This window comes from Vibrio sp. V33_P6A3T137 (genome assembly GCF_009904835.1).
Classification (GTDB): domain Bacteria; phylum Pseudomonadota; class Gammaproteobacteria; order Enterobacterales; family Vibrionaceae; genus Vibrio; species Vibrio metschnikovii.
Genome location: NZ_WXWK01000046.1, coordinates 12,849 through 38,865 on the forward strand (window position 1 = coordinate 12,849; position 26,017 = coordinate 38,865).

At 44.6% G+C, this 26,017-nt stretch carries 21 protein-coding genes; 9 read left to right on the forward strand and 12 right to left on the reverse strand.

The annotated features are described in order from the left end of the window. Positions 1 to 79: 79 nt before the first annotated feature. Positions 80 to 1,078, forward strand: coding sequence for a 23S rRNA pseudouridine(2604) synthase RluF (rluF, locus tag CAG60_RS03555; protein WP_161438317.1), 999 nt, complete (start codon positions 80 to 82; stop codon positions 1,076 to 1,078). Positions 1,079 to 1,151: 73 nt separating this feature from the next. On the opposite strand, the gene upp is transcribed toward rluF, so the two are convergent. Continuing rightward, positions 1,152 to 1,778 carry a uracil phosphoribosyltransferase gene (gene upp, locus CAG60_RS03560; RefSeq protein WP_004394693.1) on the reverse strand — a complete coding sequence of 209 codons (627 nt, stop codon included), beginning with the start codon at positions 1,776 to 1,778 and terminating at the stop codon, positions 1,152 to 1,154. 167 nt (positions 1,779 to 1,945) lie between these two features. On the opposite strand from upp, the gene purM reads away from it, so the two are divergent. Both purM and purN read left to right on the forward strand, forming a co-directional pair. After that, positions 1,946 to 2,986: a phosphoribosylformylglycinamidine cyclo-ligase gene (purM, locus tag CAG60_RS03565; RefSeq protein WP_004394692.1), complete on the forward strand. Its 1,041-nt coding sequence runs from the start codon at positions 1,946 to 1,948 to the stop codon at positions 2,984 to 2,986. A gap of 3 nt (positions 2,987 to 2,989) precedes the next feature. Beyond that, positions 2,990 to 3,628, forward strand: a complete 639-nt coding sequence (purN, locus tag CAG60_RS03570) for a phosphoribosylglycinamide formyltransferase (RefSeq protein ID WP_154170371.1) — start codon at positions 2,990 to 2,992, stop codon at positions 3,626 to 3,628. Between the two features lie 58 nt (positions 3,629 to 3,686). On the opposite strand, the gene CAG60_RS03575 is transcribed toward purN, so the two are convergent. Both CAG60_RS03575 and lpcA read right to left on the reverse strand, forming a co-directional pair. Further along, on the reverse strand, positions 3,687 to 4,532 hold the full coding sequence (locus CAG60_RS03575) for a class II glutamine amidotransferase (protein WP_004394690.1): 846 nt from the start codon (positions 4,530 to 4,532) through the stop codon (positions 3,687 to 3,689). Between the two features lie 65 nt (positions 4,533 to 4,597). Then, the gene (gene lpcA / locus CAG60_RS03580) at positions 4,598 to 5,173 is read right to left on the reverse strand and encodes a D-sedoheptulose 7-phosphate isomerase (protein ID WP_004394689.1); all 576 of its coding nucleotides are present in this window, start codon (positions 5,171 to 5,173) and stop codon (positions 4,598 to 4,600) included. Positions 5,174 to 5,472: 299 nt separating this feature from the next. Between lpcA and fadE the strand changes: the two genes are divergently transcribed. Beyond that, positions 5,473 to 7,917 (forward strand): acyl-CoA dehydrogenase FadE, encoded by a 2,445-nt coding sequence (gene fadE, locus CAG60_RS03585; RefSeq protein WP_161438318.1) that lies wholly within the window; start codon positions 5,473 to 5,475, stop codon positions 7,915 to 7,917. A 126-nt stretch (positions 7,918 to 8,043) separates the two neighbouring features. On the opposite strand, the gene CAG60_RS03590 is transcribed toward fadE, so the two are convergent. Both CAG60_RS03590 and dnaQ read right to left on the reverse strand, forming a co-directional pair. Next, positions 8,044 to 9,297, reverse strand: a complete 1,254-nt coding sequence (locus CAG60_RS03590) for a TIGR03503 family protein (RefSeq protein ID WP_161438319.1) — start codon at positions 9,295 to 9,297, stop codon at positions 8,044 to 8,046. Between the two features lie 8 nt (positions 9,298 to 9,305). After that, the gene (gene dnaQ / locus CAG60_RS03595) at positions 9,306 to 10,046 is read right to left on the reverse strand and encodes a DNA polymerase III subunit epsilon (RefSeq protein ID WP_004394686.1); all 741 of its coding nucleotides are present in this window, start codon (positions 10,044 to 10,046) and stop codon (positions 9,306 to 9,308) included. Between the two features lie 56 nt (positions 10,047 to 10,102). Between dnaQ and rnhA the strand changes: the two genes are divergently transcribed. After that, on the forward strand, positions 10,103 to 10,564 hold the full coding sequence (gene rnhA, locus CAG60_RS03600) for a ribonuclease HI (protein WP_154170369.1): 462 nt from the start codon (positions 10,103 to 10,105) through the stop codon (positions 10,562 to 10,564). An 81-nt stretch (positions 10,565 to 10,645) separates the two neighbouring features. Here the strand turns inward: rnhA and CAG60_RS03605 are convergent, their stop codons facing one another. Continuing rightward, positions 10,646 to 11,380, reverse strand: coding sequence for a class I SAM-dependent methyltransferase (locus CAG60_RS03605; RefSeq protein ID WP_110166515.1), 735 nt, complete (start codon positions 11,378 to 11,380; stop codon positions 10,646 to 10,648). Positions 11,381 to 11,416: 36 nt separating this feature from the next. Here CAG60_RS03605 and gloB point away from each other — a divergent pair, with 36 nt between their 5' ends. Together gloB and CAG60_RS03615 are read left to right on the forward strand one after the other, a co-directional pair. Further along, a complete protein-coding gene (gene gloB / locus CAG60_RS03610) occupies positions 11,417 to 12,175 on the forward strand; it encodes a hydroxyacylglutathione hydrolase (RefSeq protein WP_154170365.1) in 759 nt (252 codons plus the stop codon). Between the two features lie 72 nt (positions 12,176 to 12,247). Next, entirely contained in the window at positions 12,248 to 13,828 is a 1,581-nt protein-coding gene (locus CAG60_RS03615) for a LysM peptidoglycan-binding domain-containing protein (RefSeq protein WP_161438320.1), read from the forward strand. 156 nt (positions 13,829 to 13,984) lie between these two features. Here CAG60_RS03615 and CAG60_RS03620 read toward each other — a convergent pair whose 3' ends face one another. Continuing rightward, positions 13,985 to 14,410, reverse strand: coding sequence for a phosphate-starvation-inducible protein PsiE (locus CAG60_RS03620; protein ID WP_154170361.1), 426 nt, complete (start codon positions 14,408 to 14,410; stop codon positions 13,985 to 13,987). Positions 14,411 to 14,731: 321 nt separating this feature from the next. Here CAG60_RS03620 and CAG60_RS03625 point away from each other — a divergent pair, with 321 nt between their 5' ends. Both CAG60_RS03625 and luxN read left to right on the forward strand, forming a co-directional pair. Beyond that, positions 14,732 to 15,925, forward strand: a complete 1,194-nt coding sequence (locus tag CAG60_RS03625; protein WP_161438321.1) for an acyl-homoserine-lactone synthase — start codon at positions 14,732 to 14,734, stop codon at positions 15,923 to 15,925. Next, on the forward strand, positions 15,918 to 18,473 hold the full coding sequence (gene luxN / locus CAG60_RS03630; RefSeq protein WP_161438322.1) for a quorum-sensing autoinducer 1 sensor kinase/phosphatase LuxN: 2,556 nt from the start codon (positions 15,918 to 15,920) through the stop codon (positions 18,471 to 18,473). Before CAG60_RS03625 ends, luxN begins: the two co-directional genes overlap by 8 nt. 89 nt (positions 18,474 to 18,562) lie before the next feature. On the opposite strand, the gene CAG60_RS03635 is transcribed toward luxN, so the two are convergent. From CAG60_RS03635 to dnaE, 5 genes are all read right to left on the reverse strand, one after another. Beyond that, complete coding sequence (locus CAG60_RS03635; RefSeq protein WP_161438323.1) at positions 18,563 to 19,405, reverse strand: endonuclease/exonuclease/phosphatase family protein; 843 nt, start codon at positions 19,403 to 19,405, stop codon at positions 18,563 to 18,565. Positions 19,406 to 19,498: 93 nt separating this feature from the next. Further along, positions 19,499 to 19,837: a nitrogen regulatory protein P-II gene (gene glnB, locus CAG60_RS03640; protein ID WP_004394677.1), complete on the reverse strand. Its 339-nt coding sequence runs from the start codon at positions 19,835 to 19,837 to the stop codon at positions 19,499 to 19,501. Positions 19,838 to 19,958: 121 nt separating this feature from the next. Further along, the gene (tilS, locus tag CAG60_RS03645; protein ID WP_161438324.1) at positions 19,959 to 21,305 is read right to left on the reverse strand and encodes a tRNA lysidine(34) synthetase TilS; all 1,347 of its coding nucleotides are present in this window, start codon (positions 21,303 to 21,305) and stop codon (positions 19,959 to 19,961) included. Between the two features lie 138 nt (positions 21,306 to 21,443). Continuing rightward, positions 21,444 to 22,403, reverse strand: a complete 960-nt coding sequence (gene accA, locus CAG60_RS03650) for an acetyl-CoA carboxylase carboxyl transferase subunit alpha (RefSeq protein ID WP_161438325.1) — start codon at positions 22,401 to 22,403, stop codon at positions 21,444 to 21,446. A gap of 44 nt (positions 22,404 to 22,447) precedes the next feature. Further along, the gene (dnaE, locus tag CAG60_RS03655) at positions 22,448 to 25,927 is read right to left on the reverse strand and encodes a DNA polymerase III subunit alpha (protein ID WP_161438326.1); all 3,480 of its coding nucleotides are present in this window, start codon (positions 25,925 to 25,927) and stop codon (positions 22,448 to 22,450) included. Between the last annotated feature and the right edge of the window lie 90 nt (positions 25,928 to 26,017).

A 26,017-nucleotide genomic window follows, 5' to 3' on the forward strand; every position in this document is an offset into this window, starting at 1 on the left:
GCAATAACTGGTAAAATGCTCCGTTCATCTACTTCATTTCATTTTTTCACCATTCCGTTGAGAAACGTCAGGAGTTTTCATGTCATCGTTAACCGAAAAACGCTTAAATAAATACATTAGTGAAACGGGCTTTTGTTCGCGCCGTGAGGCCGACAAACTGATTGAGCAAGGTCGTGTAACCATTAATGGGCAACTGCCACCAATGGGCAGCAAAGTCACTGAACACGACCAAGTATGCATTGATGGCAAACCGGTCGGCTATAAAGAAAAACCAATTTATATTGCGTTAAATAAACCGACTGGCATCACCTGTACCACCGAACGAGATGTCCCTGGTAATATTGTCGATTTTATTGGACACAATAAACGTATATTCCCCATCGGTCGCCTCGATAAACCCTCTGATGGGTTGATTTTTTTGACTAATGACGGTGATATCGTTAATAAAATTTTACGTGCCGGTAATAACCACGAAAAGGAATACGTGGTACGGGTCAATAAACCGATTAGTGCAGAATTTATTCGTCAAATGTCTGCGGGGGTCAATATTCTTGATACCGTCACCCTACCGTGTAAAGTGGTTCAAGAGACCCAGTACTCATTTAGAATTATCCTTACCCAAGGATTAAATAGACAAATTCGTCGCATGTGTGAAGCACTGGGTTATGAAGTGTTTAAACTACGTCGTGTACGTATTATGAACATCACACTAGATGGCATACCGAATGGTCAATGGCGTTATTTAACCGATGCCGAAGTCAATGAGATCCTCGCGATGTGCGAAAGCTCAGTCAGTACTGAAGAGGCATCAAAAACCGATAGTTCAGGTAAACAGATCCGCAAAGCCACCGATGCAAAATTGTTTGATAGTCGACTGGCGCAATCCAAAACCACCGCCGAAGCTCCCCATAAAACTTATCAGGGGCGTCAAGCCAATGAGTTTCGTCATGCGCCAAATTCAAAAAAAGGGCGAGAACAGCGCCAGCAGCACAGCGACGTTAAACGTAACGACAATACCGCTCGCTCTGCACGCCGTAATCCAACCCGAAAAGCCGGCACGCTGAGCTTGAAAAAATAGCAGACCTTGAAACATGATGAGGAGCCAAGGCTCCTCATCATGTTTGTATCATTTAGCGAATTAAAAAACGCCGTTATTTAGTACCAAAAATCTTATCGCCAGCATCTCCCAAACCAGGCACGATATAGCCTTTGTCATTGAGTTTCTCATCAATGGCGGCGGTGTAAAGTTCAACATCTGGATGCACTTTTTTCAGTGCTTCAATGCCTTCTGGCGCTGCGACCAAGACTAGCACTTTTATTTGATTACATCCTTTCTCTTTTAGAAGATCAATCGTTGCAATCATCGAGCCACCAGTCGCCAACATAGGGTCAACCACCAGCGCAATACGCTCTTCAATGTTCGATGCCAATTTATTAAAGTAAGGCACTGGCTCAAGTGTTTCTTCATCACGGTAGATGCCGACAACACTGATTCTTGCGCTAGGAATATGCTCTAGTACCCCATCCATCATACCAAGGCCCGCACGTAGAATCGGGACAACCGTGACCTTCTTACCTTTAATTTGATCAACAGCAACAGGACCATCCCAGCCTTCAATCGTCACTTTTTCTGTCTCAAAATCTGAAGTCGCTTCATAAGTTAATAAACTGGCAACCTCAGTCGCTAGCTCACGAAAACGTTTAGTGCTGATATCACCTTCTCGCATTAAACCCAGTTTATGTTTGACTAGAGGGTGTTTCACTTCAACAACTTTCATTTTCATCTCCGGCATAATTTAAATAAACTTTTCGATTATACACGCATTTCTACCTATTTTAAGCGTTTAAATCTGGATAAAAAAACTGACGCAAACGTTTTCCTTTTTGATTTAAGCCCTGTAGAATAGCGGCGTTTTCATATCCAATTAGATCGAGGACTTCCCCCGTGAGCGGTAACAACACTTCTCTTAGCTACAAAGATGCCGGTGTAGATATTGATGCAGGCAACGCACTGGTTGAACGAATTAAAGGCGCAGTAAAGCGTACTCGTCGTCCTGAAGTTATGGGTGGCCTTGGCGGCTTTGGTGCCCTGTGTGAACTTCCAAGTAAATACAAGCATCCGGTTTTGGTTTCTGGGACCGATGGCGTAGGGACAAAACTACGCTTAGCTTTGGATATGAAAAAACACGACACCATCGGCATCGATTTAGTGGCGATGTGCGTCAATGATTTGATCGTACAAGGTGCAGAACCGCTGTTTTTCCTTGATTACTATGCGACCGGAAAACTGGACGTCGATACAGCAGCGGATGTCGTCTCTGGGATTGCCGATGGCTGTGTCCAAGCGGGATGCGCGTTAATCGGCGGAGAAACAGCAGAGATGCCGGGAATGTACGAAGGCGAAGACTATGACGTCGCTGGGTTCTGTGTCGGTGTGGTTGAGAAAGAAGCGATTATCGATGGTTCCAAAGTGGCTGTGGGTGATGCACTCATCGCTGTCGGTTCCAGTGGTCCTCACTCTAATGGCTACTCACTGATCCGTAAAATTCTTGAAGTCTCGGGCGCTGATAAGAATGAACAATTGGCTGGTAAAACCATCGGTGAACATTTACTTGAACCAACCCGAATTTATATAAAATCTGGCTTAAAGCTGATTGCTGAACATGATATTCACGCCATTTCTCATATTACTGGCGGCGGTTTCTGGGAAAACATCCCACGAGTATTACCGCAAGGAACTAAAGCGGTGATTGATGGTAGCAGTTGGCAATGGCCAGCGATTTTCACTTGGCTACAAGAGAAAGGCAATGTAGCAACGCGTGAAATGTATCGTACGTTCAACTGTGGCGTCGGCTTAGTGATTGCCCTACCTCAAGCCCAAGCACAAGCGGCGGTTGAGCTGCTACAGCAAGAAGGTGAAACGGCATGGGTTATCGGTCAGATTGCTCAAGCACAAACCAATGAAGAGCAAGTAGAGATCAAATAATTCATGAAAAGTATTGTTGTTTTAGTTTCAGGAAATGGTTCTAATTTACAAGCGATCATCGATGCTTGTGAGACAAGTATCCATAATGGCAAAGTAACGGCTGTTTTTTCAAACAAAGCAACAGCATACGCTTTAGAGCGAGCAAAAAAAGCGGGAGCCGCAGCACATTTTATTGATCCGAAGGCCTATGAAACTCGTGATGCATTTGACGCTGATTTAATGAAGTGGATGGATGAATATGCGCCAGATTTAGTGGTACTCGCTGGCTATATGCGTATCTTAAGTAGTGATTTTGTTCGTCATTATTTTGGTCGGATGATCAATATCCATCCCTCATTACTGCCTAAGTACCCAGGGTTAAACACTTATCAAAGAGCCATTCATGCTGGCGATGAAGAACACGGTACTAGCGTCCACTTTGTTACTGAGCAATTGGATGGCGGCCCGGTGATTTTACAAGCCAAAGTGCCTATTTTTGATAACGATACGGTAGAAAGCCTGACTGCTCGAGTACAATCTCAGGAGTATCGGATCTATCCCTTAGTCGTACAGTGGTTTGTCGAAGGACGCTTAACCATGACGAATGGCAAAGCCCTTTTGGATGGTCATATTTTAGGGATTCACGGCTACGCGGATCAGTAGCTCACGCCACGACATAACCAAGGGGAGTATCAACTCCCCTTGGTATTAATGAAACTCTTTAGCCTAACGGTTCAGTCGGGGCCTGATTACCCGGCTTGGCTTGGGCAAAGGCGACCGCTGTCAATTGGTCAACATTCGTCGCCACTCGCTCACCTAAGTGGAACAAATTAAACTCGCCTGGCTTCATACGTTGCCATATTTCATTTCCTGTCAAAGGTTGAGTAGCAATCACCGAGACTACATCATTAGGCGTCGTCTCTTCTTGAAAATTCACTTCAACATCTTCATCAATCAATGCTGCATGACCAAAGGGTGCACGACGAGTGATCCAGTACAGATGGTTAGTACAATAACTCATCAGATAATCGCCATCAGACAAAAGCATATTAAATACGCCTTTATCACGCAGTTGATCGCATAATTGACTCACATACTGGAAAACCGACAGCATATTGTCGGGGATCTGCGGGTAACGCTGCTCTAACTTATCCAGTAACCAACAAAATGCCGCTTCACTATCAGTTTGACCAACCGGGCGATGACGCCCTTGCGCCAAACGCTGATAATCAACCAGTTGACCATTATGCGCAAAAGTCCAATATCGCCCCCATAATTCACGCGTGAACGGGTGGGTATTTTCTAAGTTAACCGCCCCACGATTCGCTTGACGAATATGGCTAATCACTGCACAACTTTTTATCGGATAGTTCTGCACCAACTGAGCGATTTGTGACTGACAACTGGGCGCTGGATCTTTAAACGTCCGAAAACCACGACCTTCATAAAAGGTTATCCCCCATCCATCACGATGGGGACCCGTTTTACCGCCGCGTTGCATTAAACCCGTAAAGCTAAAGCAGATATCGGTCGGAACATTGGCACTCATACCGAGTAATTCACACATGGTTTATATCACTCCTAATAAACCCTCGGCGATTAGATTCACTCTCAGCAAACCCATCGTTCGATTTATGCCATCTCTTTTTCAATCAGTTGGATAACAATGTGAATGATTTTAATGTGCACCTCTTGGATGCGATCAGCATAACCAAAATGTGGAACGCGAATTTCTACATCAGCAAGGCCAGCCATTTTTCCACCATCTTTTCCGGTTAGGGCAATCGTCTTCATCCCTTTTGCCTTCGCCGCTTCAATCGCTTTTAAAATGTTGCCTGAATTACCTGAAGTAGAAAGACCAAACAGCACGTCGCCTTTGCTTCCCACCGCTTCTACGTAGCGCGAAAAAACGTAGTCATAACCAAAATCATTACTTACACAAGAAAGATGGCTGGGATCTGAAATCGCAATTCCAGGATAACCCGGACGATTGTCACGATAACGACCCGTTAACTCTTCAGCAAAATGCATCGCATCACAATGCGAGCCGCCATTACCACAAGACAGTACTTTCCCACCCTGTTTAAAAGAATCAGCAATCATTTTTGCTGCAGCTTCAATTTGCGCAATATTGTGATCATCGCTTAAAAAGGCATTCAATACTTCGGCGGCTTCATTAAGTTCACTGCGAATTAAATCATGATACATAATCTGGTCTCTTGGTTATTCTGCTGACAGGTAAGTTTCAATTAGGGAAACTCAGGTATGTCATTGAGTTTACCCAAACGAGATTCTCTGTCGAGAGTCTGTTCTCAACAAATTGACCGAATCCGATGATATTTTCTATGCAAAATTGACGCTTGACGCACAATTTGCAGTTTTCTTTTCACTGAGATCACTTTTTGACCGGCTTGATGTTTTACATTTCATTAATATATTGATTACAATCCTACTGGTTAGACCACTTCACCCATCAGGTCTCATTGAGTCTGTAAAAGGAAATAATTATGGATATCTTGCTCTCTGCACTCGGCATATTGCTGGTATTAAGCGCTTGCTTATACCATCGTACGTCGCTATTTACTGGATTAGTCGCTTTAACCCTAACCATGTTTGGCTTAACCCTGTTTGGCCCGATTGGTTTCTTTGGCTGGGTTATCTATCTAGCGGCAGTCGCTATTTTTGCCGTTCCATCCGTTCGCCAAAGCTTAATCAGCGGGAAAGCTCTACGGGTTTTTAAAAAAGTATTACCTGCCATGTCACAAACGGAAAAAGAAGCACTCGAAGCGGGTACCGTGTGGTGGGAAGCCGAGCTGTTTAAAGGTAAACCAGACTGGCAACAACTGAAAAATATCAAAGCTCCAACACTGAGTGCCGAAGAACAGGCTTTCCTTGATGGCCCAGTTAACGAAGTCTGCGCGATGGTGAATGACTATCAAGTCACTCACGAGTTGGCCGACTTACCCCCTGAAGTCTGGCAATATCTGAAAGATCATAAATTTTTTGCGATGATCATTAAGAAAAAATACGGCGGTTTAGAATTTTCAGCTTATGCACAATCTCTGGTATTGCAAAAATTAACCGGCGTTTCTGGAGTGCTTTCCTCCACCGTTGGTGTTCCGAACTCTTTAGGCCCAGGTGAGCTGTTGCAACATTATGGTACTCAAGAGCAGAAAGACTACTATTTACCTCGCCTCGCGGAAGGTAAAGAGATCCCCTGTTTTGCACTCACCAGCCCAGAAGCGGGATCGGATGCTGGATCTATTCCTGATTTTGGCGTGGTCTGCAAAGGCGAATGGGAAGGGAAAGAAGTGCTTGGTATGCGTCTCACCTGGAACAAGCGTTATATCACTTTAGCCCCCGTCGCTACCGTACTTGGCTTAGCTTTTAAACTGCGAGATCCTGATGGTCTACTAGGAGATACGCCTGAGCTGGGCATCACCTGTGCTTTGATACCCACTCACTTAAAAGGGGTTGAGATTGGTAATCGTCATTTCCCGCTCAATGTGCCTTTCCAAAATGGTCCAACCCGAGCGACCGATCTTTTTGTTCCCCTTGATTTCATCATTGGTGGGCCAAAAATGGCTGGGCAAGGCTGGCGTATGCTCGTTGAGTGTTTATCGGTTGGTCGTGGTATTACTCTTCCCTCCAACTCAACGGGAGGCCTAAAAACCGCCGCCCTAGCAACCGGAGCTTATGCGCGTATTCGCCGTCAGTTCAAGCAACCGATTGGTCAAATGGAAGGCATAGAAGAACCGCTCGCGCGTTTAGGGGGCAACGCTTATGTGATGGATGCAGCGAGTAATTTAACCGTAGCAGGCATCGATTTAGGCGAAAAACCTTCCGTTATTTCAGCGATAGTGAAGTACCACTGTACTCATCGTGGTCAACGTTCAATTATTGATGCGATGGACATCGTCGGCGGAAAAGGGATCTGCTTAGGCCCTGCCAACTTTTTAGCGCGTAGTTACCAAGGTTCACCGATTGCCATTACCGTTGAAGGGGCGAATATTTTAACTCGTTCCATGATCATCTTTGGTCAGGGAGCCATTCGCTGCCATCCTTATGTACTAAAAGAGATGGAAGCCGCTTACTCAGACCGTTCAGACGCTGTAGAGCAGTTTGACCAAGCTCTCGCTGGCCATGTTTCCTTTACTTTAAGTAACCTGGTGCGCAGTATTTGGTTTGGGATTACCGATGGCTATGGATCGGCAGCGCCAAGCAAAGGCCCCACCAAGCGTTATTACCAAAAACTTAATCGTTACAGTGCCAACTTAGCATTACTGGCCGACATTTCGATGGCGGTATTGGGTGGTTCACTCAAACGTAGAGAGCGCTTATCCGCCCGCCTTGGAGACATATTAAGTCAATTGTACTTAAGCTCTGCGACTCTAAAACGCTTTGAAAATGATGGACGACCAAGTGAAGATTTACCATTCGTTCATTGGGGACTTCAAGATAGTTTGAAGCAAACTGAATTAGCGATTGATGAGTTCTTAGCTAACTTCCCTAATCCTGTTATTGGTAAGTTGCTTCGCGTTCTGATTATGCCTATTGGACGAGTTCGCAAAGCGCCCAATGACCATTTGGATAGTCAGGTTGCTCAGATCTTACAAACCCCTAGTGCTGCACGTTCACGCTTAGGACGTAATCAATACTTACTGCCAACCGAACACAACCCAGCAGGTAAGATAGAACAAGCGTTGAGTATTATTCTCCAAGCTGAGCCAATCTTTACTAAGATGTGTGACGCGCTCAATCAGCGTCGCCCTTTTACTCAGTTGGATCAGCTAGCGAAAATCGGATTAGAGAAGCAGTTGCTTACTCAGTGGGAAGCGGATCTATTGATTGAAGCTGAGGCCCATCGCCTATACACGATTAACGTTGATGATTTTGACCCGCAGGAACTTGCAGCAAAAAAGTCTCACCCCAAACTCGAAGAAGTCGCGTAACTTCAAACGAGAAAAAGGGGACCACTCAATCAGAAAAAACGAGCGTTTAGCGTTTGCTCAATAAACAAAAAAGGAGGCTTGCCTCCTTTTTTGTTGCGGTTATTTTCTTTTCTTCACGATTGTGGTTTACGGTTTTTTCGGAATATTTAGATTCATCTCTTGTATGGCTACCGCTTTCGCTTTCAGCTTACGACGAATAAACCACCCAGCAAGCGCAACAATAATAACGAAAAGATTACCCAAAATAATGTACATCATCGTACGGCGGCGAGATTGCTCTCGCATATGTTGAATGAGCTTTTCTTGCTCTAAACGACGAAGATTTTCTAACTCAGCTTCTTGCATACGCCGAGTCGTCGCTAAATCAATTTCACTGACCACCCCATAGGTTTGCTCTCGAATGGGGAAGATGAGTGGTCTTTGGGTTGCTAAATCCGTCGCATAAACTTGCCCATTCCACGCAAAATTACCAAATTGCTTCTCATTAGGAACCATTAGAACAACGCCTAAACCAGAGGGGTCGGCTTGCCCTTGGGCAAGAAATGGCGGTTGTCCTAATTCTCGATGCTCGATATGCGCAACCATAGAACCAGGCTCTATCATGCCTCGTTCACCATTAAAACTAATTTGATGAGCAACACCTTGAGTTCGTGACTGGATAAAGGTGGCCACAACTGGAGCGGGATAAACCAAAATTACCTGTTCTTGAGCACGTAAAAAGACACCATTGCCCGAAGTGATGCGCACACGGTACTTACCCGGTTCAGGAGTTATCGGTAAAGCGACGGTAAAAACACCATCACCCGGCTTTTCATCTAATCCTCGACCATCATCGGTAAATTGCCCAATTACTTCGGGAATTGGACGCATTTCTTGAGGTAACTGTTGTTCATCGTCGACATAACGAGTAAAGGTCACGGTAAGCTTAACCCGATCAAGGAAATCTCTTAATAACAGCGGCTCGCCGTCCGAGGTTAAACGCGCGGTAAATTTAATCGTTTCATCTTGATATAAGCGATGCGGTAATTGATCAGTTTCCAATTGCAAATGCGAAATCAAACGCACGTGGTTATTGGGCAAAATCTGGCCTATAGCTTGCCACGGCCCCGGCATCGGTTTATCAATCGAAACGATATCCATTGATGACTCTTGATACCATCGAACGTAATCAGGGTGACGAGAAGCATAATACTTAAAACCGTCTGGGCGAACTAATACCACAGGACGGGAGTTTTGCTCTCGATAAATGACAAAGGTGATTTGTGAAATCGTAGGATCCACCCGAAAACGGTTATCAAGCAAGGTAAGCGATGATTCATTGCTGGCAAAACTTCCTATACTGCATAACAAACTCAGTATCACTATTCCTAGCCGTAACATACTCTCTCCTACTGACGCCAGAGGCAAATTCCACTTTTTTCAACCACATCCAAACGTTGTTGGTGAGCTTCTATTTCATCGGCCGATGCACGTAAAACCTTAAGGTTTTTCCTCTCACCTTGTACGCGCTGCACAAAACTCCCAGCCGGCTCGCCACTTTGTGAACTAGCAGAAAACTGTAATGAAGTCTGCCCACCAGTCATTAATAAATAAACATCAGCGAGGATTTCCGCATCGAGCAAAGCGCCGTGCAAGGTTCGATGTGAATTATCTATCCCATAGCGATCACAAAGAATATCGAGGTTATTGCGCTTACCGGGGAAGATTTTCTTCGCCATCGCCAAGGTATCGGTAATTTTGCAATACTGCTCAGTTTTGCCAATCGCAGGGTTGACTTTGGCGAACTCATAATCCATAAAGCCGACGTCAAATGACGCGTTATGAGCCACTAACTCCGCCCCTTTGATAAAGTCTAAAAACTCCTGATGGACTTCTTTATATTGCGGCTTATCGACTAAGAAGGCATCGGTAATACCATGAACTTCAATTGCTTGCGGTTGAATCTCACGATCTGGTTTTAAATAAACATGGAAATGCCGTCCGGTTAATTTCCGATCGATAATTTCAACCGCGCCGATCTCAATGATCCGATGGCCTTCATAATGAGGTCCGCCTTCAAAGTTCATACCTGTCGTTTCGGTATCAAGTACCACAATACGATTGTGTTGCGAATTGCTGCTAGTATTCATAAGGATATCTATGTCAGACTATGCCAATTGTGTGAATAATCCAATAGTATCAAATCATGAACAAACAAGTGGAAATTTTCACTGATGGGTCGTGTTTAGGCAATCCTGGCCCGGGTGGCTATGGCGTAGTGTTACGCTATAAAAAAACTGAAAAGACCTTATCGAAGGGCTATCGCCTCACCACCAATAATCGAATGGAAATGCTCGCGGCGGTCATCGCTCTACAAAGCTTAAAAGAGCCCTGCGATGTCATCCTAACCACCGACAGCCAATATGTTCGTCAAGGCATCACTCAATGGATTCATAACTGGAAACAACGAGGCTGGAAAACGGCGGATAAAAAACCAGTGAAAAATGCCGACTTATGGCAAGCCTTAGAAAAAGAAACCGCGCGACATCAGGTCGATTGGCGCTGGGTAAAAGGGCATGCCGGTCACCGTGAAAATGAAATGTGTGATCAATTGGCACGTAGCGCGGCGGAAAACCCAACGGAAGACGATGTCGGTTATCAACCCTAAATTCATGACTATTAAGTCAACTTAGAATGGCACATAGGCTCGCTATCGTCTGGTTCAACCAGCGCTTGGAAATAGCATCAACTATTGATCTTCTGACTTGACCCGATAGTTAAAACCAACTGGCGAAAAACGTCGCTTCAAACGCCAGTGTGGTTTAATGGGTTTAAGTGGATAAGTTCGCTTGCGAGCAACAATAAAATATAAGCTTCCTAACGGACTTGCCCAGCCACCCATCGCATTTTCTAACCAGGCCCAAAGCGGACGATATTTCTGCATCGGAAAAAGCGCGTATTGATCACATTCTAAAACTTGATAGTTCAGCACACTGAGCCAATCTTTAATGCGGCTCGAAGTAAACATACGCCCACTCCAAGGAAGGTTATGTTTACGCCAAGGCATCATACTGGCAAGGCCAGTTAAACTGATCGGATTAAAACCAGTAATAATCACATAACCGTCATCAATCAATACTCGGTCGACTTCACGCAAGATACGGTGCGGGTCGTTACAGTAATCTAATTGATGGGCAATAATCGCAACATCAATGCTCTTTTCTAAAAAGGGTAAATCATAAGCATCAGCGATGACCGTATGGAGCGGATTATGGATATCCAGATGAACTTGGTGTTGAATAGTACAATTACTGCTGGACAGCTCACAGCTCAAACCGCCCAATTTTAGCATGTGATAACCGAAAAGCTTTGGACACCACTCGTCAAGCCGGGTTTGAATAGACTCACACACCCACTGGCCATTTTTTAGTTGGGACCAAGAGTGAGGACTCTCAATTTTTTTTTGACTGCGTGCTGGTTTCATTGCTAAATCGCTTTACCACGTGACTGGAGATAACTCATGTTACACATCAAAAGCATACCCGCATTTAACGATAATTACATCTGGCTGATTGAAAATAGCGATCGCCGTTGTGCGGTGGTCGATCCGGGGGATGCTCAACCTGTTTTAGCTTACCTACGACAGCAGGAATTAACCTTAGAAGCCATTCTGATCACCCATCATCATCATGATCATATCGGTGGCGTCGCCGAATTAGTCCGCCAATATCCTCATGTGGATGTTGTGGGGCCAGCTCAAGAACCCATTCCCACCCTCACTCATCCCGTTGAAGATGGTGATCAAATTGAATTATTTGACGAACGTTTTATGGTCTTAGGACTTCCTGGACACACTTTAGGCCATATTGGTTATGTCGGTGACAGTAAGCTTTTTTGTGGCGATGTGCTGTTTTCTGCAGGCTGTGGGCGGGTATTTGAAGGCACGATGGAACAAATGTTTTCCTCACTCAATAAATTATTAGCATTACCTGAGGAAACCGAAATCTATTGCGCTCATGAATACACCGCCAGTAACGTCGCTTTTGCGATGGCCGTTGAACCTGATAACGAACAGTTACAAATTTATCGCGACACCGTGATTCGCATGCGTGCACAAGGTCAAGCTACACTCCCCACCACCTTACAACGTGAAAAATGGGTCAATCCCTTCTTGCGTACCGGGGTTCCGAGCGTGATTAAGTCAGTAGCCAATCGTACTGAACAACATGATCCACTCGCTATTTTTAGCGCTTTACGTGAGTGGAAGAATGAATTTTAACGATTTGCTACTTGTCATCCGCTTAATACGACAAGTATTATCAGCAGCCAATTTATGACAAGGCTGTGTGATATGCGAGTACAATTCAGCTGGGTAATTGCACTGCTATTAGCAGGTTGCCAGCTTACCCAGCCAGAGATCGAGACCAGTTCAGAAACCAATCAACGCAAGGTAAAGCCAACCGATCAGCAGGTTCAAGTACAAAAGTCACCCAAAAAAACCGCTAAACCTCACGTCGTGGCGCCTAAAATTGACGTCCGCTCACCACAAGAGCAAGAGGATGTCTGGCAACGTATCGCGATGCAGCTAAGCATGCCGATTGCTGACGATCCTATGGTCGATTATTACCGTAACTGGTATCTCAATCATCCCAATCATCTCGCCACTGTTGCCAAACGTGCCGAACCGTTTCTGTACTTAATTACTGAAAAGATTGAACAACGCGAACTGCCGTTAGAGCTCGCTTTACTGCCAATCGTAGAAAGCTCCTTTGATGCCTTTGCTTACTCTCATGGCCAAGCCGCAGGGCTATGGCAGTTCGTACCAGCGACGGGCAACATGTTTGGTTTGGAGCAAAATTTTTGGTATGACGGCCGTCGAGATGTAGTTGCCGCCACTGATGCTGCGCTCGAATATTTAACCCGTTTGAATCAGCGTTTTGACGGCGACTGGTATTTGGCCATTGCGGCCTATAATAGTGGTGGCGGCCGGGTCTCGAGTGCAATAAGAAAAAATACTCGACTCGGTAAAGAGACCGACTTCTTCTCTTTAGATCTGCCCAAAGAAACCAGCAGTTATGTGCCTAAACTTCTCGCACTGGCAGATATTGTCGCCAATCAAGAACAGTATGGGATTTCCATTCCTAGTATTAGTAATCAACCCGTATTAGCCTTGGTTGATCCTCAAGAGCAGTTAGATTTAGCTATCGCGGCCAATTATGCGGGGATCAGCGTTAAAGAGTTACAAAGTTACAACCCTGCCTATAATCAATGGGCGACCGCCCCAGAAGGCCCACATCAACTGTTAATACCCGTCGATAGAGTCGATGAGTTTAGTGAACAAGTTGAATCAAACCGTGGTCAAGGGATGAAGTTGGTTCGCTATCAAGTACAAGCCGGCGATAGCTTGAGTGTGATTGCTCAGCGGCATAATACCACCACGCAAATCATTCAAACCGCTAATAACCTCACTAGCCATACCATTCGTGTCGGACAACATTTAATGATCCCAACCTCTGTCACCGATGAAGAGGCTTATGCATTAAGTGCTAATAATCGCCTAGCAAGAACACAGTCGTTAGCACGAGGTCAATACCAACTTAACCACACCGTACGCAGTGGGGAAAGCCTATGGACCATTGCTCGCGCGCACAATGTCTCTTACCAAGCTTTGGCGCGTTGGAATGCGATGAGCCCGCAAGATACGCTACGAGTCGGTCAACAACTGGTCATTTGGAAACAAAGTAGTGAAGGCGCAATTATTCGCACCGTGTTTTATCAAGTACGCAGTGGCGATACCTTAAGCGATATCGCTTCGCGTTTTAAAGTCAACACCCAAGATATCGTCAAGTGGAATGAGCTTGCTAATCAACGATATCTACAACCGGGACAACGCTTAAAACTGTACGTGGATGTAACGCAAGTAAGCGTGTGAATCGGTTCAGAGAGTGATACGTAACGTATCACTCTTTTTTCGTTGATTAAAAAGACAAAGACTTACCTTGTGATGATTGATCCTAAAGTGGAAACCTTGGTGTCAACCAGCCTACTTCGAGTATCGATAACTTTCTCATCAGCTGTGCTAAATTAACTACTCGTCTTTATCTTGAGTATGCCTATCAACGTACGGCCAATAGTGATGTCCTGCACGAATGAGCAGCGTCGCTGCCGCTAAAATAAATGCCGCGAAAGAGAGCCAAACAACGGGGACTGCATCCAAATCTTTCATACCGAGGGTAATATAGCGGGCGATGGCCATCATCGCGATGTAGATAGGATAACGCACAGGAATTTTGCCATTAACCACAAATTGCTGCACCATCGCCAACACTTCGAGATAAATAAACATCAACAGAATATCGGTCAGTAATACTTGTTTTTCAACAAAAACATGTATGAACTCGTGTCCAATTGCATATACCGTTGCCAAAGTAATAGCAATAAGTAGTACCGCTTCCAGTAGATGAAACATTTTTAAAAATGGACGGCTAAACGATTTAGGTAAATTTGACGGCATAGTGGCTTATCCAAGCAAATCAAAATAGATAGGTGTTGAGTTTATCATGCCTAAGCGCAGATTGATTAAGGGATTAGAGAAGAACTTAAGCATCCTTTCCCGCTCAACCCTAGGTCACGTTCTCAGTCGTTCTTCAATATTTTCATTTAACCACACCTCATTTTTTGAGCAGTTCAAAACTAAGTTGTGAACGAACAACGCAAGTAGTAGACTTGCCATCGGATATGCCACTAGTTTTCAATATGTTATCGTTAACTAACTAAATCTTACTAAGCTTTCCTCAATAAAAATAATTAAATAAACCTAGGCTAGGTTCTCTCGATGCAACTAATATCATCTTTACGCTCACTGTTGACGAGCACTCTTCCGGTCGACCAAAAACAGCAAATGCTCATCGCGTTGGTGATCAACACCTATCCATCGCAACAGCGTACTGACCTTTTCCTCTCAGTGACAGACTGCCGTAAACAACAATTAGTCGATCTTTTCCCTGAACATCACAATACAAGTTTCTCGGTATTATTTGAGCTGATCGACTATCGCGAACTCATTCAACGCTATCCGAATACCCTGTCCGAGGAGATAGCACTACTTGAGCAAATCGTCGGCGAGTGTTATTCACATTGGCTGGACTTTTGGTGTGAATGTGAGATAGCCACCATCAAAGCGAACTCCGTCATTGATACTGCCGCCGATGAGATTGAGCTACCACTGGAAGATCAGGCTTACTATGGCTTATTGATCGATAACATAGAAAATTCCGATCTTCTAGTCACTACGCCCAGTCACCCGCAAAAAATGCTCATCAAAGAGGCCATCACTTTAAGCAATCTTGAGCTATTTATCCAAGGTGAAAAGTGGTACGAGATGCTGCCTCTCTTGTCATTATCACAAATGGGAAAACACTTTGTGTTGCTCAAATACCCCAATAATGGCAAGGTGCCCACCCTAGTCGCTTCAATGTTAGTACAAGATTGGGCATCGAATCAGACTTGGCTCAGTTATGCACCGCAGTTTAGTAATCCACAGTGGCAGTTCTGCTTACCCGCACAGGGTTATGATGTTTTCTCGACCTTATCGATTTTCCAACCAGCACTGTCAAAATGCGACTCTCTGCCAGAATTCGATCGGCAATTTAGGTTACGATTATCCGCTAAAAATAGGGTCTGTGAAGTACTACGCTTTACCGTCAGTGGTAATACTCAGCAAAAACTCTATTTTCTCTATCTTGCGCAAAAAGAACTGATGAGTGTAATGCATCAGTTTGGATACAAAATTGGTTTTACTATTATTGAACAACCTTTCATGCTTAACTTTTATCAAGCAATTGATTCAAAAGCATATTTTCACTCTGGGTGTTGTGATTTAAATAATAACGGCAAAAAGACTTACCGGGGATTCTGGAATTTCGAAGTCATCAATAAAGTATTCAAAGAGACTAATTATCGCGATTATAAACAGGCAGTTCGTCAAACTAGACTGCACGCTGTAATCAAAAAGGAAGAGTATGCTTGATATCAATTTAGGCGCCATTCTCTACGCTAAAGCGATTACGCTTCTTGCTACCGTAGCGATGGTATTGGCTTGGCTCACCTACTATTGCTATCGTCTTAAGCTAAAAAACGCGTTAATTTGGGGAACATATCATGTTCCTTATATTGCATACTCAATATGTATTATCGCGTGGATAAGTAGTAATGCTTACTTTCACACCGATTTACTCCCCGAACTTGGCGCTTCAGTGGCAGTATTAGTTGCAAAATCAGCCAATCTTGCCTCACTCTTTGCCTTCGCCTTTGCTTATTACTTTTCTTGCCAGCTCGCCGCCGAGCCGCGCAATGGTAAAATCCATCTATGGCAAAAAATCATTTTTGTCACACTGTCGGTCTATTCTCTCTTTATTAATCTGAGACCAGAACTGACAGTTGAACATGTAGAAATTTCAGGCCCAAGCCAATTCATCATCGAATTTGGTCCTCATACCTCGCATTTCTTTATTGTCTTAGTGATATTTGTTGTTCTGACATTGACTAACCTAGTCCTGATGCGAGCCAATAGCAGTAGAGTCACATTAGCCAGAACCAATTATATGATTGCAGGTATTTTGGTATTCATGATCTCTACTGCAACCATTCACCTTGGTGTTACTTACTTCATGGGTGACTTTTCATTAACCTGGCTACCACCAGCACTCTCGATCAGTGAAATGTTATTTGTGGGTTATGCCCTATTGACATCACGCTTCTACAGTGTGGAATATCTTGCTTATCTATGCCTCAATACCCTGTTGGTGTGTGGCGTGTTAACTATCCCTTTAGGCATGGTCTTCATGCCTCTTACCGACAACAGTCAGTGGCTGTTTGTTATCCCATTTTGTGCGCTGATCGGTGTGACTTGGGCCCCACTCTATAAAAACGTGAGTCGTTACGCCGCGTTACTCATTTACGGTAATCGACAAACTCCCGTTGAACAAATTCTCGCTTTGGAGGAAGACTTCAAGTTATCCATTGATGATGCGATGCGACGTTTAGGTGAATTATTACAAATACCGAGTGATAAACTGCGCCTCGTGAGCAGTAATCACAGCGAAGCGGTTTACGCACGTTACCTTTCCTCTAAACAAACAGCTCTGGTTTTTGATGAACTGTTTGAAAAGCTGGATAATAAAGTCACTGAAAAAAGCTCAGTCAAAGCACTTTATGACAAGATGAGCGCCAACAATACCGCATTAGTGATGCCACTATTCGGTCACGGAAAGTCGGTGACGCATTTATTGATATCGCCACACAAAATCAACAATCAGATGTTTTCTCATGAAGAAATCTCGGCTCTTCAAACCTTGCTAACCCGAATACAAAGTATTATTGAGGCAGATCGCCGCATCCATCAAAGCCGAGCACTGGCCAATTCGATTGCTCACGAAATGCGTAACCCACTGTCTCAAGTTCAGTTGTGTTTTGAGATGTTAAAAAAACACGTTGAACATCAAGCACCGGCCCAGCAAATAAAGCAAGATATTGAGAGCGGCCAAGCTGCTATTCAACGTGGGCGTCAATTAATTGATATTATCTTACGTGAAGTAAGCGATAGTTCACCAGAACACGAACCCGTTACGATGACCTCGATTCATAAAGCGGTCGATCAGGCTGTCAGTCAGTACGGTTTTGAGAACGAAAAAGTCGTTGAGCGAATTCATTTACCACAACAAGATGACTTTGTTGTTAAGCTCAATGAAACCTTATTTAATTTTGTCATTTTCAATCTCATTCGTAATGCCATCTATTATTTCGACTCTTATCCCAACAGCCAAATTAAGATCACAACCCAAACGGGTACTTATGAAAACATATTGATATTCAAAGATACCGGTCCAGGGATTGATGAGACTATTGCTGATAAGATCTTCGATGATTTCTTCTCTTATCAAAAAAGTGGAGGCAGCGGTTTAGGGCTCGGTTATTGTCAACGTGTTATGCGCTCCTTTGGCGGCCGAATTGAATGCAAGTCTAGGCTGGGGGAATTTACCGAATTCCACCTATCCTTTCCTATTGTGCCCAATGCCCCACAAGCAGACTCGCTTCGAACGCCTTATTTCGACGATTGGCAATCGAATCAAACCGCTACGGAAGATAACCACTTTCCCTCACTGGTTGTTAATTCATTATCAAGCCATAATTCAACGCCCACCGTACTCATTGTTGATGATAAAGAAATACAGCGCACGTTGGTTAAACTGTATTTAGATCAACTTGGCATTAGTAGCTTACAAGCAAATAACGGCGAGAGTGCGGTAAATATCGTTAAAACTCATTCTATCGATTTGATTTTGATGGATATCCAGATGCCAGTCATGAATGGGTTTGAAGCGAGTAAAATCATCAAAGCACATTTCCCCGCCATTCCGATCATTGCACTATCGGGAGAATCAGGGAACCATGAGCTCAAAATGATCAGTCTATTGATGGATGGCCGCCTAGAAAAACCGACTTCCTTACCGGCATTACAAGATCTGATTCGCCATTGGTTTAGTAAAAATGTGCTATCGAATACTGAGTATCAATAATCCAAACATAACCAAGCTACAATCAACAGGCTGACACTGCGAGGTACAAGCAAGCTGTATTACGGCTTACAATATCTATTAATCAAGGCCTATAAACGAAAAGACACCAACATTGGATTATGATCAGAAGCATCGGATTCCGGCGCTTGAGCTTGCTCTAAGGTTAATCCTTTATAGAATATATGATCCAGAGGTAACCCCGTCATAAATCTCAACCGTTGATCGGGAGTAAATTCGACTTCTTTCATTTGTAGTGACAACAGTGCTGACTTTAAAAACCGAGCTCGCTGTTGATTCCAACTATTAAAATCGCCGGCAACAATCATCGGCCCATTGTGTTTTCTTAACGCACTAAGCAGGGATTCAAGTTGCTCACGATAGGCTTTTTGTCCATAGGTAAAATTAACCGCATGCAAATTAACCACGGCTAAGGTTTGGCCATCACTCAGCGCATAATGAGCAAAAATACCCGATTTAGGTAAACGTAACCAAGGCTCTAGTTGAGTATAAGCACAGGCTAAGCGAGGCATACGATAACTAAGGTTGAGCACCCCAGAAGAAGCGCCAAAGACGCGAAACGCATCCACATAAGCTCCATCCCAAGCTTGTTGACTGATCCACTGGCGTAGCTCAGCAGTCATATTCGCTTCTTGCAATAAAAGTAACTGAGCATGCTCACTGTATCGGGTCAATTCACTTGCCCAATTGTCACGGTTTTGTTTGTAGATATTCCACACCAATACCGTTAATTGACCGTCATTATCAATCGGCTCTGCGTCAGGGTTCTGATAGCAGACTAAATCTCTCCCTAGTGTATCTTGACCTAAGGTGAGCAGTTGTGGCTGTTTCGAGATCGAAAATATAAGATGAAAAATAATCGTGACCGTAAGCGTTATAATAACTGGTAAAAGTAAAAGATAGCGTTTTTTCATTAGACTCACCAGCATAGAAAACTAACGCTTTCACTTCTTATCATCTGACACCTAAGAAGCGAAAACCGTCTTTACGATCTCATCAAACAATGATTAGATCGCATCTTCATCTTCTTCACCAGTACGGATACGCACCACTCGTTGAATATCACTGACGAAGATTTTACCATCACCGATTTTGCCGGTTTGCGCCGTTTCAATGATGGTATCAACACATTGATCGGCCATTTCTTCACTGACGACAATTTCTAATTTCACTTTTGGTAAAAAATCCACCATATATTCCGCACCGCGATAGAGCTCAGTATGCCCCTTCTGGCGACCAAATCCTTTCACTTCAGAGACCGTCATCCCTGTGATCCCCACTTCAGCCAGCGCTTCACGGACATCATCCAATTTGAATGGTTTGATAATCGCTTCAATTTTCTTCATGTTCATCCCTTACACGGTTTCGTTATCAGAGTTTTATTCGGGTAATCCAAACGCAATCTTGAATACCTTTAACTTATGCTGCGTATTATCGGTTAGCGATGGGGAACAATCAATACAAAGCCTAAGCATTACCCTGCTTGCGCTCATTTCCATCCAAAGCCGTGATCGGCGACTTATCCCACAAAAGCCGGCACTCTTGCCCTGAAAAATCACGATCCACAAATAAATCGGCGATAGCGACGACCCTATCGTGCTCGAGTAAAATAGGCATACGACGCCGTTGCCAACTAGGAATCGCGTATTCTTGAAACAGCTTTTTCAGTTTCCGAGAGCCTGCCCGCCCCACTGGACAAGCGCTTAGTCCTGTCGGATCAAAGATCACTTGCAAAGCCTCAGGCTCCTCCGGCAAACGGATATTACCTTGTCGATCTAACGACAAGGTTAACTTACCAAGCTGATCGGGTAGTACGAGTGGGGTATCTAAGCGGATCTTTTGCCGCCACTCACTGATATCGGCAACGGAAGTAACACAAAAAAGAAGATCATTAAAACGACGAATATCATACGCTTTGAGATGTAAAATCGGGTTAGCGCCCGCCTCTGCCAGCGCCACTTGATTCCAGATCATCTCGGTATGCTGACGACTGGGTAGCACACGCTGCTGCTTGGCTAGCCAGGCACGGATCAGTTGTCGCCGCATGGCATCGCTACACTCTTTTAGTCCTTGAATCGATAACGCACCATCCGAGTTAATCATCTTCGCCAGTTTTTCCGCCAGCAACTCTTCAATTAACGTTTCTTGTTCAGCACATAATTCGGCACTGCGTTGCACCGCCTGACGAAAAGAGGGCCAACGCTGAGTAAGGATTGGCGCAACTTGATGCCGTAAAAAGTTACGGTCATAGCGTAAATCGGCATTGCTTTCATCATTGACTGACGATAATTGATGACATTGGGCAAACTGCTCAATCTGTTGTCGAGTGACGGCTAACAGTGGCCGAAGTAATTGCCCCTGACTAAAGGAAGCACAGGCAGCCATAGCCGATAATCCCTTAGGGCCACTCCCTCGCTTCAAAGCCAAGAGAAAAGTCTCTAGTTGATCATCAGCATGATGACCCAATAGCAAGGTGTCTTGCTGATTGACGTATTGCGCTAATACCCGATAGCGTGCATCGCGTGCTAATTTTTCAATACTTTCGCCGCTATCGCGCTCAAGTGCGACATATTCAACATCAAAGGAGATATGGCTTTGATTACACCAAGTTCGGCATTGCTCAACCCAATGATCGGCATTACGACTCAATCCATGATGGACATGCACCGCACGCACGTTAACCGCATTCTGGTCCCGATATTGGGCCAGTAAATGCAGCAGCACTCGTGAGTCGACACCACCACTGAGTGCCAAAACCAAGTCTTTTGTATCGTGGGCTTGCAGTTGATGAGAAAAATGCCGGTACAAATCCATACTGATCTTCTTAGGTCGAGATAAATAATCCTCAGTGTATCGCTAGAGACATCAAAGCAAAAGGGCTGGATTCTCTCCAGCCCTTTCAATTCAATGGCAGATAACTAAACGTTTTGCCACAGCAATCAGCCTGATTGCTTAGCAGTAACCATAGCTCATCAAACGCTGATAACGACGAGCTAACAAAGCATCATGCTCTAAACCTTGTAGATCGGCGAGCTGGCGAAGCAAAGTGGCTTTCAGGTTATTGGCCATTTGCAGAGGATTACGATGTGCTCCGCCAAGAGGCTCTTCAACCACTTCATCAATCAAAGCTAATTCTTTTAAGCGAGGGGCGGTTAATCCCATCGCATCAGCCGCTTGCGGCGCTTTATCAGAATCGCGCCATAAAATTGAAGCGCACCCTTCAGGAGAAATAACCGAATAGGTTGAATACTGTAGCATATTCACATAATCACCAACGCCGATGGCTAACGCACCACCAGAGCCACCTTCGCCAACAACGTTACAAATGATCGGTACTTTTAAACCCGACATCACTTTCAAGTTAGTCGCAATCGCTTCTGACTGGCCACGCTCCTCAGCCCCAACGCCTGGGTAAGCACCCGCCGTATCAATAAAGGTGATGATAGGCATATTGAAACGCTCTGCCATTTCCATTAAACGCAGCGCTTTACGATAACCTTCTGGCTTTGGCATACCAAAGTTACGTCTGACTTTTTCGCGTGTTTCACGACCTTTTTGATGGCCAATGATCATCACAGGTTGATCATCCAAACGGGCAATACCCCCGACAATAGCTTTGTCATCGGCAAAGGCTCTGTCACCCGCCAACTCATCGAATTCAGTAAAGATATGATTGACATAATCAAGGGTATAAGGACGCTGAGGATGGCGTGCCAATTGAGCAACTTGCCATGCGCCTAAATCACCAAAAATTTTCTTTTTTAGTTCTAAACTTTTCTTCTCTAATTGTTCGATCTCTTTTTCAAGATCAACCGAAGAACTTGCACCATGACGAGAGACATCGCGTAGCGCCTGAATTTTCGTTTCAAGCTCGACAATAGGTTTTTCAAAATCTAAAAAATTTAGGCTCATCTACCGATCCTTTTTTACTCAGCTCGTCAATTGCGCAGCTGAATTTAGTTAAATTCGAGTTCTACTTGGTCTTTACCAAGTAACTGTTGTAATTCATCTAGCAATGTATCACTCGGCGTTACCCGCCATTCCGTACCCAACGTTAAACGCGCCCTCGCATCTGAGCGTTGATAGTATACATTGACAGGAACAGTGCCTGCTCGGTGAGGCTCTAAGATTTGACTAAAGCGCTCAAAAAATTGCTCATCGATTTGCGATTGTGCAATCGATACCGATAAACCACGGGCATATTTTTCACGCGCGCTACCCAAGTCCATGACTTCGCGCGCAGACATTTTAAGGCCACCGTTGAAGTCATCAAAGCTGACCTGTCCGGAAATCACCAGAATTCTATCTTTTTCTAACAATTCTGCATACCTATTTAAGGCATCAGAATAAAGCATGACCTCAATACGTCCGGAGCGATCATCTAAAGTCATTAAGCCAATCCGGCTTCCGCGCTTGGTGGTCATCACTCGAGCGGCAATCACCAAACCCGCTAATGTTAACGATTGATCACGCCGTGTCGGCGTGGCTTCATTTAAGCGACAACTGGTGTATTTAGGTAATTCTTTTAAATACTGGTTAATCGGGTGACCCGTTAAGTACAACCCTAATGTTTCTCGCTCCCCTTCAAGCCAGACCTTTTCCGGCCAAGGAGGAACTTGAGTATACTTTTGCTCAACCTCTTCCGGAGCATCAGTCAAAACACCAAACATATCCGCTTGGCCAAAGGCCTCAGCTTGATGATGTTGACTGGCCGCTTTTACTGCATCGTCTAATGAGGCCATCATCGCCGCACGATGGGGGCCTAACCTATCCAATGCTCCCGCAAGGATCAATTTCTCAATCACCCGTTTATTGACTTTTTTAAGGTCGATTCGCGCACAAAAATCAAACAAGTCTTTAAAATAGCCGTTTTTACTGCGCGAGTCTAAAATCGCTTCGATAGGCCCTTCACCAACGCCTTTGATCGCCCCGATACCGTACACAATCGCCCCGTTCTCATCAACATTAAAACGGTATAAACCAGAGTTAATGTCAGGCGGCAATACGGTTAAGCCCATACGTTGACACTCATCCACCAAACCAACCACTTTCTCGGTGTTATCCATATCTGCGGTCATCACCGCCGCCATAAATTCAGCAGGATAATGGGTTTTTAACCATAAGGTTTGATAAGACACTAAAGCATAGGCCGCAGAGTGGGACTTGTTAAATCCATAACCGGCAAATTTCTCTACCAAGTCAAAGATTTTCATCGCCAACTCGCCATCAACACTGTTGTTTTCAGCCCCTTCTTTAAATATGGCACGCTGTTTAGCCATCTCTTCCGGTTTTTTCTTACCCATCGCACGACGCAGCATATCCGCGCCACCTAAGGTATAACCTGCTAGCACCTGAGCAATCTGCATGACTTGCTCTTGATAGAGGATGATGCCGTAAGTCGGTTCTAAAATTTCTTTTAATGACTCATGTTGCCATTTTTCATCTGGATAAGAGATCACTTCACGGCCGTGTTTACGGTCAATAAAGTTATCCACCATGCCTGACTGCAAAGGCCCAGGACGAAATAGCGCTACCAAGGCGATAATATCTTCAAAACAGTCCGGTTTTAGACGCTTGATAAGCTCTTTCATTCCGCGCGATTCCAGCTGAAATACGGCGGTCGTTTCAGATTTTTGTAGTAATCGGAATGAAGCTTCATCTTGCAGCGGAATCGCTCCAATTCGCAACGGCTCCTCCCCAAGAGCGGTGCGGCGCGGATTAATTAAACCCAATGCCCAATCAATGATGGTTAACGTGCGCAGACCTAAGAAGTCGAATTTCACTAATCCAGCGTATTCAACATCGTTTTTATCAAATTGAGTAACCGGATGATGACCTTCAGCATCGCAATACAGCGGCGCAAAATCGGTGATCGTGGTCGGCGAAATCACCACGCCGCCGGCATGTTTACCGGCATTTCGAGTACATCCTTCAAGAATACGACACTTATCGATCAGCTCTTTGACTTCTTCATCGGCGTCATACAACTCTTGCAGCGCAGGCTCCGCTTTAAAGGCTTTTTCGAGCGTCATGCCGGGATCGGGTGGGATCAACTTAGAAATACGATCAACAAATCCGAAAGGATGCCCCAATACCCGCCCGACGTCACGAATCACCGCTTTTGCCGCCATGGTACCAAAAGTAATGATCTGGGATACCGCATCACGACCGTATAATTCAGCCACGTGATCAATCACCTGATCTCGCTTATCCATACAAAAGTCGACATCAAAGTCAGGCATCGAGACCCGCTCTGGGTTAAGAAAGCGCTCAAACAGTAGGTCATATTCAAGGGGATCAAGATCAGTAATTTTCAGCGCATAAGCCACCAAAGAACCGGCACCAGACCCACGACCAGGACCCACTGGAATATCATTATCTTTTGACCATTGGATAAACTCCATAACGATCAAAAAGTAACCCGGGAATCCCATCTGGTTAATCACTTGTAGCTCAATATCCAAACGTTCATCGTATTCAGGGCGACGCTCGGCACGAACTTGTGGATCGGGGAACAAAAATTCTAGACGCTCTTCCAATCCTTGTTTGGATTTCACGACCAAAAATTCTTCAATTGCTAACCCGCCCGTCGGAAAATTAGGTAGGAAATACTCACCTAAACGCACGGTCACATTACAACGTTTAGCAATTTCAACACTATTTTCTAGCGCTTGCGGAATATCCGCAAACAGCTCACACATCTCTTGCTCGGTGCGTAAATATTGCTGAGGGCTGTAATTTTTAGGTCGTCTTGGATCCTCTAAAGTATAACCATCATGAATAGCAACGCGAATTTCATGGGCATCAAACTGCTCTGCGTTTAAGAAAACCACTTCATTGGTCGCCACAACCGGTAATTGCGTTTGTTCTGCTAAGTCGAGAGCAAAATGTAAATAGCTCTCTTCATCCGCTCGCCCTGTGCGCACCAGCTCTAAATAGAAATGATCGGCGAAATACGTTTGATAAAACTCTACGCACTTTTCCGCTAACGCTTGGTTGCCTTTTAATAACGCTCGGCCGATTTCACCATTTTTACCACCAGAAAGTATGATCAAACCTTCGGCGTGTTTCACCAACCACTGTTTATCAATCACTGGTTGATGCTGAACATGACCGCGCAAATACGCTTCTGAAATCAATAAGGTGAGATTTTTATAACCAATATTATTTTTGGCTAAAATAGTGATTTTGGTCAGTTCATCAGCAAACTCATCGGAACGCAGCGTAAAATCAGCACCAATAATCGGCTTAATCCCGCAACTATGCGCGGTGCCATAAAATTTCACCAATCCACATAAGTTTGTAAAATCGGTCAGGGCCATGGCTGGCATCCCCATCGCCGCCACTTGCTTAACCAGAGGGGGGACTTTGGACAAACCGTCCACCATGGAGTAATCACTATGCACACGTAAGTGGATAAACTTTGGGTCTGACATTCAATTGAATCCTAGGTGTTTCGAAGGGGCTAGATCGTGCAATAGCGCTATTCTACGTTAAACCGCAAGCGCATAAAACCATCAGGGGAA

Bases quoted from the DNA above. Each gene is read 5' to 3' on its own strand.
- rluF (WP_161438317.1), top strand. From the start codon at position 80: ATGTCATCGTTAACCGAAAAACGCTTAAATAAATACATTAGTGAAACG.
- CAG60_RS03575 (WP_004394690.1), bottom strand. From the start codon at position 4,532: ATGTGTGAATTACTCGGTATGAGTGCCAATGTTCCGACCGATATCTGC.
- purN (WP_154170371.1), top strand. From the start codon at position 2,990: ATGAAAAGTATTGTTGTTTTAGTTTCAGGAAATGGTTCTAATTTACAA.
- glnB (WP_004394677.1), bottom strand. From the start codon at position 19,837: ATGAAGAAAATTGAAGCGATTATCAAACCATTCAAATTGGATGATGTC.
- CAG60_RS03605 (WP_110166515.1), bottom strand. From the start codon at position 11,380: ATGAAACCAGCACGCAGTCAAAAAAAAATTGAGAGTCCTCACTCTTGG.
- luxN (WP_161438322.1), top strand. From the start codon at position 15,918: ATGCTTGATATCAATTTAGGCGCCATTCTCTACGCTAAAGCGATTACG.
- CAG60_RS03615 (WP_161438320.1), top strand. From the start codon at position 12,248: ATGCGAGTACAATTCAGCTGGGTAATTGCACTGCTATTAGCAGGTTGC.
- CAG60_RS03590 (WP_161438319.1), bottom strand. From the start codon at position 9,297: ATGTTACGGCTAGGAATAGTGATACTGAGTTTGTTATGCAGTATAGGA.
- tilS (WP_161438324.1), bottom strand. From the start codon at position 21,305: ATGGATTTGTACCGGCATTTTTCTCATCAACTGCAAGCCCACGATACA.
- lpcA (WP_004394689.1), bottom strand. From the start codon at position 5,173: ATGTATCATGATTTAATTCGCAGTGAACTTAATGAAGCCGCCGAAGTA.
- rnhA (WP_154170369.1), top strand. From the start codon at position 10,103: ATGAACAAACAAGTGGAAATTTTCACTGATGGGTCGTGTTTAGGCAAT.
- CAG60_RS03625 (WP_161438321.1), top strand. From the start codon at position 14,732: ATGCAACTAATATCATCTTTACGCTCACTGTTGACGAGCACTCTTCCG.
- fadE (WP_161438318.1), top strand. From the start codon at position 5,473: ATGGATATCTTGCTCTCTGCACTCGGCATATTGCTGGTATTAAGCGCT.
- dnaE (WP_161438326.1), bottom strand. From the start codon at position 25,927: ATGTCAGACCCAAAGTTTATCCACTTACGTGTGCATAGTGATTACTCC.
- dnaQ (WP_004394686.1), bottom strand. From the start codon at position 10,046: ATGAATACTAGCAGCAATTCGCAACACAATCGTATTGTGGTACTTGAT.
- CAG60_RS03620 (WP_154170361.1), bottom strand. From the start codon at position 14,410: ATGCCGTCAAATTTACCTAAATCGTTTAGCCGTCCATTTTTAAAAATG.
- accA (WP_161438325.1), bottom strand. From the start codon at position 22,403: ATGAGCCTAAATTTTTTAGATTTTGAAAAACCTATTGTCGAGCTTGAA.
- CAG60_RS03635 (WP_161438323.1), bottom strand. From the start codon at position 19,405: ATGAAAAAACGCTATCTTTTACTTTTACCAGTTATTATAACGCTTACG.
- gloB (WP_154170365.1), top strand. From the start codon at position 11,417: ATGTTACACATCAAAAGCATACCCGCATTTAACGATAATTACATCTGG.
- upp (WP_004394693.1), bottom strand. From the start codon at position 1,778: ATGAAAGTTGTTGAAGTGAAACACCCTCTAGTCAAACATAAACTGGGT.